8 protein-coding genes are annotated in these 13,311 nt (G+C 45.0%); 5 read left to right on the top strand and 3 right to left on the bottom strand.

Annotation, left to right across the window (positions count from 1 at the left end; translation table 11 throughout):
• On the top strand, positions 1 to 246 hold a 246-nt coding region (locus VZT47_RS07120), incomplete at its 5' end, for a hypothetical protein (protein ID WP_330224278.1).
• A gap of 142 nt (positions 247 to 388) precedes the next feature.
• Here VZT47_RS07120 and VZT47_RS07115 read toward each other — a convergent pair.
• Positions 389 to 1,030 carry a PIN domain-containing protein gene (locus VZT47_RS07115; protein WP_330224277.1) on the bottom strand — a complete coding sequence of 214 codons (642 nt, stop codon included), beginning with the start codon at positions 1,028 to 1,030 and terminating at the stop codon, positions 389 to 391.
• 1,043 nt (positions 1,031 to 2,073) lie between these two features.
• On the opposite strand from VZT47_RS07115, the gene VZT47_RS07110 reads away from it, so the two are divergent.
• From VZT47_RS07110 to VZT47_RS07100, 3 genes are all read left to right on the top strand, one after another.
• Positions 2,074 to 7,317, top strand: a complete 5,244-nt coding sequence (locus tag VZT47_RS07110; RefSeq protein WP_330224276.1) for an AAA domain-containing protein — start codon at positions 2,074 to 2,076, stop codon at positions 7,315 to 7,317.
• 362 nt (positions 7,318 to 7,679) lie between these two features.
• A complete protein-coding gene (locus tag VZT47_RS07105; protein WP_330224275.1) occupies positions 7,680 to 8,975 on the top strand; it encodes a type II restriction enzyme in 1,296 nt (431 codons plus the stop codon).
• 41 nt (positions 8,976 to 9,016) lie between these two features.
• Complete coding sequence (locus VZT47_RS07100; RefSeq protein ID WP_330224274.1) at positions 9,017 to 9,811, top strand: TRM11 family SAM-dependent methyltransferase; 795 nt, start codon at positions 9,017 to 9,019, stop codon at positions 9,809 to 9,811.
• 29 nt (positions 9,812 to 9,840) lie between these two features.
• Here the strand turns inward: VZT47_RS07100 and VZT47_RS07095 are convergent, their stop codons facing one another.
• On the bottom strand, positions 9,841 to 10,785 hold the full coding sequence (locus tag VZT47_RS07095; protein ID WP_330224273.1) for a DNA adenine methylase: 945 nt from the start codon (positions 10,783 to 10,785) through the stop codon (positions 9,841 to 9,843).
• Positions 10,786 to 10,985: 200 nt separating this feature from the next.
• On the opposite strand from VZT47_RS07095, the gene VZT47_RS07090 reads away from it, so the two are divergent.
• The gene (locus VZT47_RS07090; protein ID WP_330224272.1) at positions 10,986 to 11,855 is read left to right on the top strand and encodes a GIY-YIG nuclease family protein; all 870 of its coding nucleotides are present in this window, start codon (positions 10,986 to 10,988) and stop codon (positions 11,853 to 11,855) included.
• Between the two features lie 123 nt (positions 11,856 to 11,978).
• On the opposite strand, the gene VZT47_RS07085 is transcribed toward VZT47_RS07090, so the two are convergent.
• Positions 11,979 to 12,407 (bottom strand): hypothetical protein, encoded by a 429-nt coding sequence (locus tag VZT47_RS07085; RefSeq protein WP_330224271.1) that lies wholly within the window; start codon positions 12,405 to 12,407, stop codon positions 11,979 to 11,981.
• Positions 12,408 to 13,311: the final 904 nt, after the last annotated feature.

Genomic DNA, 13,311 nt, shown 5'->3' with positions numbered 1-13,311 from the left:
TTCTCCAGGAGAATTGTGTATAAAAATGGCCCGCCATCCAGTTTGATGCGGGCCTCCTGCACTGATTACTATGAACTGATAACTGATAACTTTATCACTTCCGGTATTTCCACATATTGTGTAATTATTGTACAGCCCCTGGCTGCGAAACAGACTGAAAGGGCAAGAGATGCCCGCGGCCAAAGGCCGCTGATGGAGAACCTTTCCTGGATAGGACAGTCAGCAGGCTGTGGATGGGATGATTGATATTTCCTCTGCACGACACGTCCAGGTCGAAAATGAAGAAAAAGCAAAGCACACTGCCGGGGGCCACGCGAAGATTCCCCTTCCGCCTTCAAGGCAGAAAACCCGCAGAGAAATTCCCTGCGAGTTTTTTCATACCCCATTTTCATATGATTCGGAAAGACTTTCGCACATTCCTTGGAATCTTCCTCATAAACTCCGTCGTCTCGTGGGTCCCGATCAGCCTGAAAAGCACTTCCTGTACCGGGATTGACGGATCCTTCAAATTATAAGCCCTGAAAATATACTCCGCATGCTCCGGTGAGAGACCGGCAGAGACCAGTTCCTCCCGGATCCGGCCTATTTCCGACTGCTCCTTTTCCGTAGGCTCCCAGGGGCCGAAATCAGGATCTCCCGCTGCGTCCGCCGGCAGCTCCCTCGAATCCACCCTTGAAACAGAAAATCCCTTTCCCGTGAGATAGCTCACACACACATCGAAACCCTGATCCCCGGACACGATGACAAACTGATCCTTCGGATGTCTGGCCGCCACCAGGCCCAGCTCTACAGAAATCTGGAAATCAAGCCCCGACATCCCCGGCTGCCCGGGGTCACAATCCTGCACATGAATCCGGCCTCCCCGCCTGCAGATCGACTCCACATCCTCCGGCTCCGCCCCAGTCCAGAGCATCCGGGGCGTACGCTCCGTACAGAAAAGATAAAACTCATCCTGCGGATCCGACCTCCGCAGCAGCCGGATAAAACCATGTCCCCCGGGATTCTCCGTATCAAAGAAATAACAAGTCATGAAACGCACATCCCTTCAACAATAACTGACTATATTATATGCGGGAAATAGGGACCATGAAAGCTGCCGGCTGCCAGATTTCCATCAGGGCCTTCCGATTTCGACTTGAATGAGAGAGGCGATATCCTGCTTTTCATTACGGTATAACGGGAACCGGGAATCGGGGCGGTGGCGCGGCACAAATCAGGAAGCCGCGCCTTTTTATATTGTGAACCGGATTCTTCGAGACTTTGGAAAATCAGCTGTCTTCGTGGCTTGTCATCGTTCGGGACTCGGGAAACGGGACTCGGGGCGGTGTGCCGCTGATGCGGCACGAATGATATATGGGGATGTGCACAGGCGGGTTCGAAAATTCCGTACAAGTCGAATCGTTCAAGGCTCCCCGGGCTTGGGGAGCTGTCTGCAAAGCAGACTGAGGGGTCGTTCTACAGGTACAAGTCCAAAATGAGGAAAATCATAAAAGCTCCCTGACTTACATCAGAGCCTTCGCTTTCGACTTGAATGAAAGAGGCGATTTCCAGCTTTCCGTTACAGTATAACGGGAACCGGGGCCCGGAATCCGGGGCGGTGGCGCGGCACAAATTGAGAAGCTGCGCCTTTTTAGATTGGGTTTCATAGAAGTTGCCAGTTGTCAGACTACCATCATGACTCGCATGGGAGTTCCGAGTTCCGAGACTCGCATCAGGGGCTGAAGGTCATGAGACCTTGATTGAATAGCCGTCTTCGAAACCTTGAGTTGTTCGGGACTCGGGACTGGGGAATCGGGGCGGTGGCGCGGCACAAATCAGGAAGCCGCGTCTTTTTTATACCTTTATTTGAAATTGCACAGTGTCTTCAATACATGAAACTAACAAAAGAGTTAAGGAAATGAATAAGAATTCTCAATTTATGATTTACACATATATATCTGTATATTTTTTGGTATAATAAAATTGATATTTATAACTATTCGGACGATTTTGGGAATATTTCGTCCAACTTGAGCCATATTGCAGAAAATCAGAGGCTCAAAATCAGGCAGTGGATAATAATGGGAGGTCTTGATGAATAGCCCGAGTGATAGAAAACGAGTAGAGCTCCTTTTCAGAACGATTCAGCAGATACACAGCATCAATAAGGAAGTAATCAAGAATTTCCGCTCCTATGCCCAGTGCTTTGTCTTATCCGAACTGATGGCGCTGGATCCGGATGAAGAATACATCAGATATGAAGGATGCGTGGAAACCAATCGTATTTTATCTGTCAAGAAGCCGGAAATTCCCTCTTGCCCACCCTTTGACCCCATCCTGAAAGGCTGGCTGCCCGGATATTGGGATGATCCCTACCGGAAGGATGTTCCTCATTTTACAAATAAGGACTATTACGGGGAAGGATTCGAACAGTCGCCGGCCAGAGAGACTGCTTATCAGAAATGGGTGATTCAGAGAAATCAGTGGCTGGAGAAATGCCGGCCCCTGATTAAAATCGATACAATTTTTACTTCCATGTATGAACTCATCCGGCAGTTCAGACAGGACCCGGAGGATCAGGAACTTCTCTTTACATTCGGGCTTTTTAAAGATGTAAGAAGAAATACCATCAACCCCGTCAATCATCCTGTTTTTACCAAACGTATCAAAATCGACGATGATGATATTAAGAATAATATCATTTCCTTCTACGATACTGACGCTGAAGTCAAAATGGAGTCCGGCTTTTTTGAAGGACTTCCGATTGGTTCCATTCCCCAGGTCTCTGCGGATATGGAAAACTGTGCCGATTCCCCCTATGATCATGTGAAGATGAGGGAATTCCTGAGACAGGAAATCCATCTCCTTTCAAGAAAAGCTGAATACGTCGAACCGGATGAGCCGAAAAATACTTTCCACGATTTCGAGATTTCCTACTCACCTGTATTTATTGTGCGCAAAAGGAAATCCGGACTCGATGATTTTGTCAAAAAAATAATCTCAGATATCAATGATCCGAACTTCGAACTTCCCCACCATCTGGTGGAACTGATGCATCCGCAGAATCATGAGACGGATACGAGAGAGGAAGAAAGTGTCGATTCCATCGAAAAAAGACTGGCGGCTACCAGCGGTGAAGATCCCGATATCTTCATGACAAAACCGGCCAATAAAGAACAGCTCCTCATCGCAAGAAAAATTGAACATACCGATGCTGTAGAAGTGCAGGGACCTCCGGGCACTGGTAAGACCCATACCATTGCCAATTTAATTGGTCATTTCCTGGCCCAGGGCAAGAGTATTCTGGTTACCAGTGAAAAAGTCAAAGCACTGACAGTTCTGAAAGATAAGCTTGATGACGATATCAAGCCCCTTTGCGTACCCGTATTTCAGGATAATTTTGATGAACTTCAATACTCCATCAAATCCATACTCAGCAAGCTCGGAACGCTGAACGCAGCCGACCTGGCCAATCAGATCGAAGGCTTAAGAAGACAGAGAAAACAGCTGATTCAGGACATGAATGAAGAACGGAAGAAAATTTTCATGATCCGCAATCAGGAGTCGAAAGGCATCGTGTATTCCGGGGAAGACTGCTCCGTCATTGAAGCGGCTAAATTCGTCAATGAAAACAGCAGTGAACTGGACAAGATTCCCGGAAGTATCGGTGACCTGGATTCCCTGCCGCTGGATGAAGAAGAAATCAGGAAACTGTACCGGAGCAATAAACTCTTTACCCCCGATGAAGAAGCAGAATTGGAACTCGGCCTTCCCCCTTTCAAGCAGTTCATCAAGCCGGAAGCATTCAAAAATGCGGAAGACCATATCCGGTCAGCAAAGCGGCAGGCAGACGTGCTGAAAGAAAACGATATTTCCTTCTACCGCGAAGACATAGAAAGAAATGTGATTTATGCCGACAACTGGGATATTATTTCCTCCCCGGATAAAGAAGCGCTGGAAAAAGTCAAAGACCTTCTTGAAAAAGGAAGCAATCCCACCCCGCTTCAGCGTGCTGTCATCCAGGCAGCAGCCATAGGAGAAAACGGTGCCGCCCTCTGGGAAGATTTTGCAAAACAGATTGATGTATTTATCGATGTTGATACAGAATATCGTTCACTGACCAGGGGGGAAAAGGTCAAATTCAATCTGCATATGCACCCCGCCAAACTTCGTGAAGCACTTTCGGCACTTCTCTATGAATTTACCTATAGTGGGAGCATAGGATTCTTCTTTAAACTGACTCATGGCGATGCGGCCACAGCCCTGAGTGGGATCACCATTGATTCCCACGAAATGATGAGCGCAGAAGATGCCAAAATGGCACAGGCTGCATTGGACTGGGATTTAAAGCAGAAAGCGCTTCAATATACCTGGAATCAGTGCGTCCCTAATTTCCCGGGAGAAATGATGCCCTTCGAAAGTATCCCGGAAATCCAGAGAGCCGTCGTTTTGAATGAAACGAAAAAGAGAATCCAGGATGCGCTGGACTGGAAAACAGAATGGCATGAAAACCTGATGACACTTCTGGAGAAATCGGGATTCAACCGGCAGTACATCGAAAGACAGGTAGACTTTGGCACCCGGTTCCCCTCCTACCTGACTTTCCTCCATACAAAACTCCTGGCGCTCGTCAGACTGGCGGAACTGTACCTGGACAATCGTCAGGTCATCATGGAAATCCGCAAAGCCGGGGAAATATTCCGCACCGGCGCCCTGTCGAAATCCATCCTCGGCAGCGAACTGAATAAAGCCCTTTATAACCATGACTGTTCAGCTTACGAAGAAGCCTATCAGAAATATATCGGCGTGTACAATAAAATCCCGGAATACGAAGAACGGAAAGAACTGCTTGAAGAACTGGGAAAATATGCGCCGGCCTGGGCAGATGCCATTCGCGGCCGGGAAGGCATTCATGGAAATCCGGAACCACCGGAAAATCTGGAACTTGCCTGGAAAACAAAACGGCTGAACGACATTCTGGACGATATCTTTGCGGAATCCGTAGAAGAAAGACAGCAGAAAGTCGAACAGGGAAGCATCGAACTCCGCGATAAAACCGGACAGCTGGCAAACAGACTGGCCTGGATGTACCTCTGGAAAAAACTGCAGGGCAAGAAACAAATCCAGTCGAACCTGCAATCCTGGCTCTCTCTTATGAAAAAGAGAGGCAAAGGCACAGGGAAATACGCGGAAAAATATGAAAAAGATGCCATGAAATGCATGCTGGAAGGCCAGAAAGCCGTACCCGCCTGGATTGTCCCCGTGAAAAGAGTCCTTGAAAATTTCGACCCCATGCGGAATCATTTTGATATTGCCATTGTAGATGAAGCCAGCCAGTCCTCTTTGGAAGCTTTGGCAATCACCGTATTGGCAGATAAAATCATTGTAGTCGGAGATGATAAACAGGTCAGCCCCATGAGCGTCGGCACAGACATCGAAAAAGTACAGAATATACTGAAACAGAATCTCGCCGAATTCCTGAACAACTGGCAGCTTTTCGACGGGAGGACCTCCTTCTATGAACTGGAAGGCACCGTCTTCACGCCAATCATGCTCCGCGAACACTTCCGCTGCGTACCCGAAATCATCGGATATTGTAACGAAAAATTCTATCATGACGAAATCCTGCCCCTTCGTGATTCCAACTCCTCCAAACTCCTGCCGCCGGTTGTCAATTATCGCGTACAGGGTGAAAGAGAAGGAAGAAACAAGACAAACTACATCGAAGCCGAAACCATCGCCTCCCTGATTCTGGCATGCTGGGAAGAACCCGAATACAAAGGGAAAACCTTCGGCGTGATTTCCCTCCTTGGCGATGACCAGGGGCCCCTTATTTCCAATATCGTCATGAGGCATTTCAATAATCTGGAAACATTGAAAGAAAGGGAATTCATCTGCGGAAACGCAGCCTCCTTCCAGGGTGACGAAAGAGACGTCATTTTCCTCAGTATGGTCGATGACGATACCTCCAGCCGTAAAGTCACCACCGATGATGCAAAGAAACGATATAATGTAGCCGTCAGCCGCGCGAAAGACCAGCTCTGGCTTGTCCACTCCCTGGATATGACACAGCTCCAGAAAGACGATCTGAAATACGGACTCCTGGAATATGTCCAGAACTACAAAGACCATACCCGCAGAATGGACAGAGTCAAAGAACTGGCAGATTCTCCCTTTGAAATAGAAGTCGCCTCCTTCCTGCTGACCAACGGATACAATATACAGCAGCAATACGCCGTCGGCGCCTATCGGATCGATATGGTCGTATTTTACAAAGACAAAAAAATCGCACTGGAATGCGATGGAGAACGGTATCACAGCAGCGAAAGCCAGATTGAAAATGATATGGAACGGCAGTGCATCCTCGAACGACTGGGATGGAACTTCATCCGTATCCGCGGCGGAGAATACTATCGGGACAAAGAAAAGACCCTCGAAAAACTGAGACGGGAACTTGGCCGTAACGGCATCGAACCGGAACAGAAAGAAACGGAAATACAGATAAATGCCGAAACCGGCCTCCTGGAACGGGTCAAACACCGTGCCGAAAAACTTCGCGAAGAATGGGCAGAAGCCAAAGAAGAAAATCCGGCGGGAAATGCAAATCCCTCCACCGGTAGAAAGAAACCCTCCACTGGCGGGAGAAAACGCCCCAGCCCAGCAGCTTCCCCTAAAACCCCGCCTTTCAGGGAACCGGACCTCTTTGTCGGCATACAGACACCTGAACCATCACGCCCATCAGAAGAAAAACCAAAACCTTCAAAACGGTCAGTACGGAAAAGCCCTGGTGCCAATGGAGAATCAAAGACTGAATCCAAAACAGGGCATCCAGCCAAAGGAAAAGTATGGGAAGGCAGCTTTGAAGTACATCCTGTAAAAGCGCCGCCAGCAGGCAATGGAAAAACGGGGGCCATACAATTAGGAGATTTAATCCTCCTTCAGAATCTGAAATCCGGGCAGAACATACCCTATCAGATGGTAAAAAGACCGAATGGACAGCTGACAGACAGCGCCAAAGCCTGCCTGGGACATGGCCTGAATGACATCGTACAATGGTCCGGCATGACCTATAAAATCGTCCAGATTACCCCGCCTGAGGTGAAAAAGGTGGAACCGAATTCCGCCCCGATTCCTTTCAAAAATGACGGGATACGGCGCGTCCGCTTGGGAGATGTGGTCACCGCCCTCAATATCACGACCAACCAGCGTGAAAAATTCATTATGGGTAAAAAGGCAAATGGCGAACTCGTCGAAAGCGCAACAGTCTTCCTCAATCATGCAAGAGGAGAAAAAGTCAGATTCCATAACAAGAACTATCAGATCATAAGCATGAAATAGCCATCCTGGTTTGATGCTTGCCATACCCGGGAAGCCAAAGAACTTGCCCGGGCCAATGGGATTGAACTCATTGCCAGGGAAGGACTGGCGGAGAAACTGAAGAAATATCCTCTGAAAAAGGGATTATATGGGGTTTGATATGCAAAAAGAGCCATGACCGTAAAGTCGTGACTCTTTTCTGCTTTTTGAGATCATCCCCATAATTTGTTTTTGGTTACGATATTTAAAGTAGATAGTCCTATTAATTGAAGCGTTCTTGCCATTTCGCTTTATTGTTGGCAAGAACTGGAGTATTTCTCGGGTATTCGTTACAATAAAATAAATACCCGGAATTGATTGTTTGAGAAATGAGATGGTAATAGATGGCGAAAAGAGCAGTAGGACTTAATGATGAAGCCTGGCAGAATCTGTTTGCAAAGTATGACATTCTGAATCGGGTAGATAAAGATGGTACGTTTTGTATTACGGCTGATCAGATCAAGGAGTTTCGTGAACCTCGCTTGATGGTCAAGTTTGATCATAAGGAGAATCTTCCTAAGCTGTTCAAGCAGTATAATTTGGCCATTCTTCCTGTAACCCGGGGGAATTATGTAATTTCTCATTTTGATGTGTATCACAAACTGGAAGATATTAATGAAAAGCCGACGAAAATATCTATCCCGGATTACATCCAGAGTTTGACTTATGGTGGGATTACCAGTGAAGCACTGGCATTGAATTGTGCTATGGCGACCGGACTGATGCAGGATTTCATGGAAGATGAAAAGGTTTCTGCTACTGTATCTGGACGAATGGGATCAGGGACTTTTTCATTCCTTATCAATGATGTGATCAGTAAGGCTGCTCATCATGTTCAGGTTGAAAATTCCCAGATCGAAATTGATGCCGGTTATGAGGGCGTGAATTCATTGGCATTAATGGAAGCCAAGATGGATTTGTCCAATGATTTCATGGTGAGGCAGTTGTATTATCCGTTCAGGACCTGGTCTCAAAGGATGAAAAAGCCGGTTCGACCGATCTTTTTGACGTATTCGAATGGCATGTATCAGCTCCATGAATATGCTTTTACCGATCCGGATAATTACAATTCATTGAAACTGGTAAAAGCCAGAAACTATCAACTGGATGATGCGGCAATTTCAGTGAAGGATATTGAAAGTGTAATGGAAATGGTTTCAATCGTTATGGAACCGGACGATGTACCATTTCCGCAGGCCGATACATTTGCCAGGGTTATCAATTTATGCGAACTGCTGAATGAAAAGCCTTTAACAAAAGCGGATATCACGGTTACTTATGACTTTACAAGCCGTCAGACTGATTATTATTCGAATGCGGCTATCTATCTTGGATTGATCGAAAAGTTTACGAATGAGGATGGAACTCTGGCTTTTACATTAACCCAAAGAGGGGAGAATCTGATTAATGCCAGCGTAAAACAGAGGCAGCTGGAATTGTGTGCCTGCATGCTGGAGCATAAAGTCTTTAATGATACTTTGCGATTATATCTTAAACAGGGTAGACGTCCTGAAATTTCTCAAATAGTGGATATCATGAAATCTTCCAGTTTGAAGTTGAACACGGAGAAAACATATCATCGTCGTGCACAGACTGTCCGCCCTTGGATTGACTGGGTTGTGAACTTAACAAAGAACTGATATTTGAATTGTCGCTTGTTATCAGGAAGTTTCTATTTTGAATGTTTGGATTTGCTGATCTGATGCTATCGATATGCCGTAGAGATGGTGAGAATATGACGAAGAAAATTACGAAATGGGAACCGGATAACTTTGAGCTTCAGACGACAAATGTGTGGGATTTTCCGGAACGGGGCAATTGGGCGACTCACGATGGTAAATACCGCGGAAACTGGTCGCCTTATATTCCCAGAAATTTGATGCTTCGCTATTCTGAAAAAGGGGACATCGTCATGGATCAGTTCTGCGGAGGTGGAACGACTCCGGTGGAGGCAAAGCTTCTTGGAAGAAATATTGTCGCCTGTGATGTAAATCCATCAGCATTGGAGCGGTGCAGTAAAAAATGTGATTTCGATGAAGGTATCGGAAAAATTCTCCTGAAAGAGGCAGATGCCAGGAATTTGGATTTCGTACCGGATGAGGCAATTGATTTTATTTGTACGCATCCGCCTTATGCCAATATTATTCAGTACAGTGAAGATATCGAAAATGATTTGTCTCACCTCGATGTAGAGCCTTTTGTTGAAGAGATGAAGAAGGTAGCATCAGAATGCTGGCGAACTTTAAAAATGGGACATTTTTGTGCCATTCTGATGGGAGATATCAGAAGAAAAGGATATGTAATCCCCTTAACCTATGAAATTATGAAAATCTTCATGGATACCGGCTTTAAATTAAAGGAAACTATTGTTAAAGAGCAGCATAATTGTAAAGCGACCGGTTTCTGGGTCAATCGGAGCGTTCAGTACAATTTCCTGTTGCTTGCCCATGAGCATTTATTTGTATTTAGGAAATAAAAAAGAAGGCTGCTTGAAGCAGTCTTCTTTTATTTATTGTGAATTAAAAGTTCATATACATCTTTTCGGGTTGATTTGTCGCGGCTGATTCGGCGCTTTGCCAGAATCCGTTCAATGGTAAAATCTCTATAAATATCATCGAAGAAATTATCGTTTTTATCAATGTTGTGCGGATCAGAATTGCTGAGGATAAAATAACCTTTATTTTCGGCGGCCATTTTAGTTGCCCACTCCGCCAGCTCTTTTTGATCCTCATCGTTGAAACTGAATTTTGCATAAGAAGTGAAGGAAGCTGTTTCCGTCAATGGCCGGTAGGGAGGATCACAGTATACCAGCGAATGTTCACTTATCAGGCTGGAAAGATTCTTATAGGGACCAGTTAAAATAGTTACTCGCTGTAATGCCTGCGATAAAGCTCTTAAGTTTGCTTCATCATAAATGCGTGGATGAACGTATCTTCCCATGGGGACATTATAATCCCCCTGGCTGTTCACCCGATATAAGCCGTTGAAACAAGTCCGGTTTAAGAAAGTAAAAAGTGCAGCCGATTCAACATGAGGCTTTCCTGCCTCAATGTGAGAGTGAATGAGATCATCTTTATATGAATTAAAAAGATCACGTTTTGTATAATAGTAATGGGTCCGGAATGCCTTCTGATCTTCTTTAGTTGGGAATAACTGATTATATTCGTCCTGGTAAGTTTTCAATAACTCCAATACTGGATCCACAGATTTTTTAATAGCCAGATAGGTATTAATCAGCCTGACATTGATATCGTTGATGTAGATTTCTTTCACATTCTCATAACGCTTGTCCGAAAGAATGTGGATCAGTAATGCTCCTCCGCCGACAAAAGGCTCGATGTATCGGTTTATTGATTTTCCAAATTCAGTCGGAAATCTCTCTTCAATTTTATCGATCAACTGTCCTTTTCCGCCAGCCCATTTCACAAAAGGGGTAATCTCTTTACACATAATCTTTTCCTCATTCATTGGTTGTTTTATATCGATGAATCATGATCCAGTTACGTTTTGATCTTGCCATTAATCGGCTATAAGATCAAGCTATAAATAAAAGAGAAATCGGAAATTCGTTTTGAAATGATATAATGAATGGTAAGAGATAATATCTGTTATCAGGCAAAAATGGATGAGTTCAAATTGGGAGTTTTAATATGGTATACGGAAAATCAATCGAACTTTTTCTGGTAAACGGATCAGCAGAAAGTATCATTACGGCAGAATTATCGAACTGGAATGGGAAAGCTATCAAAATACCCCGCATTGAAATCGCAAATTGCGGACGTGAAGATATTGCCCAGGTAGGTGTCTATTTCCTTTTTTGCAAAGGCGATGATGGCCCGGATTCTGTATATATTGGTGAATCTGAAAATGTGAAGGAAAGACTGCTGCAGCATATCAGGGACTATCAGTCAGAAAAGGAAAAATATTATTGGACAACGGCGGTTATTTTTACCGGTAGAGATTTGAATAAGGCCCTAATTCGCTATCTTGAAAATAGACTGGTTGAAATTGCAAAATCCTGTAATCGGTATACCATGCTGACAAAAAATACATACCAGAATACAGTGGTGAAAGAGTCTCAAAAAGCCAGCATGGAGGAATTTATCGATAATATACGTATATTGATTAATACTCTCGGATATAAGGTGTTAGAGCCAGTTCTGGTTCCTGAATCAGAAAACGAAAATGAGGAATCTGATGATAAACTTTTAAAAATTTCTTCCACTACAGCCTATGCATATGGAATGGAAACTTCAGAAGGTTTTGTTGTCCTTAAAGGCGCAAAAGTAAATCCGGATACTTATGAGAAATCCCTGACCAAGGGGTTGATTAAACTCAGAACCAAAATATTTGATGAAGGAAAAGTCAAAGATTTGGTTACAACGGAAGATTTACTGTTTTCCAGTTCATCGGCTGCGGCTGACTTCGTTCTCGGATATAGCGTAAGCGGACCTCAAATGTGGAAAACAAAAGATGGTCGAACTTTGAAAGAAATTAATATGCAGGAAACTGGAGCATAAGATTCTGATATGCAAAAAAGAGTCATTGGATTCCAATGGCTCTTTTTGTGCATTTCGGGCGGATAGGCAAAATAAAAAAGGCGGCATGCCTTTGGACATGCCGCCTTTTGTGGGGGTATTCTGTTATTTTTCCTGTTCCGGGGTTTCCGGTGCGCCCAGGAGTTTCTGGGCCTGTCTCATGTGGAGGGATACGGTTCCGATGCGCCAGCGGGTGGGAAGGGTCTGGCCGTCGGTGAGATAGAGGATACATTCATCGTTTTCATCGTCAAAGATTTTGTCAATGGCTTCAAGGAGTACGTAGCCGTAGATGGGCGGGACGTTTGAGAATCTCATTTTGAGGTAGATTTTTCCATCGCTCAGGCGGATTCCGAGGTTCGGATACTGGTTGAAGCGTTCTCTGGAGTCCTGCATATCGGCGCCCATTTCGGAGTCCAGCATCTGCAGGTAACTGATGGGGCTGCAGCCATGAATGGCGGTATTTCCATTTTCGTAAATAAGGAGGCTTTTGTTTTCGGCCTCCGGGGTGAGGGCAATGAGGGTTTCCTGATTCATTTGGATAGTTCCTTTCGATTAAAAAATAGAGATGTGCCTGCCTGATCGGGGCGGGCTGGTATATTGCCGGCTGGAAGGGCAGCTCCGGAGTTTCCTGTCCCTTTCCGGGTGTGCACTTGCAGGCTTTTTTCTCCGGGGCTTTTTCCGATTCCACAGGTATAGTAGCGGGAATCGCGATTTGTATCATTAGAAATAAATTAATCTTTTGGATACAATTCTGTTTCCGGGATTTATGAGAAATCTTGGAAGCTTTTCAAAAGTTAAAGGTTTTAAAGGAAATTTCCGTTTTAAAGGCTTTTGTTTCGGGTATGTCGGAATTAGTTCCGGGAGTATCGGGAATCCCGGGGCGGTGGCGGGCATCAAATTTATGAAGCCCGCCTCTTTATATAGATAAATAGATAAAAAAGGTCAGAGGATAACTGAAGAATCAAAATCACCATAATTGACACAAAAGGTTCTTCTCACAGATGGGAGCCAAAGGCCCACGTAAAAACTGCGCCCGCCAGGGCGCCTCCTTCCCGATAACCCTGAAATGACTCCTGATATTCCCGACAATTCCCGATTCAAAAGTCATCGAAGATAACAAGTTAGCCTTGAATCATCAGAAATTGTAAAATTTAACAAATTTCTAATGATACAAATTCACTTTTTTGCTACTATACCGGTGGAGCGAATGAAAGGGCCCCTGAAGAAATCCCTCATCACCTGGATGTACACAATCGATCGAACCGGCGGAGGGATGGACGCAGATGATTTTCAGAAACTCCAATTACCGCGCGGTGAAATTTTTTCACTCTATTTTTACAAAAGAAATAAGTCCTCCTCAACCGAAAGGTCATGGAAATATCCGACCAATCAGCCACCCCGGCACCTTACTATGTCTCACGAGAAGCATACGCCCATT

This window comes from Dialister sp. (assembly GCF_036343215.1).
Taxonomy (GTDB): domain Bacteria; phylum Bacillota; class Negativicutes; order Veillonellales; family Dialisteraceae; genus Dialister.
Note: the sequence above shows the minus strand (reverse complement) of the source record. Positions and strands in the feature narration are given on the sequence as shown.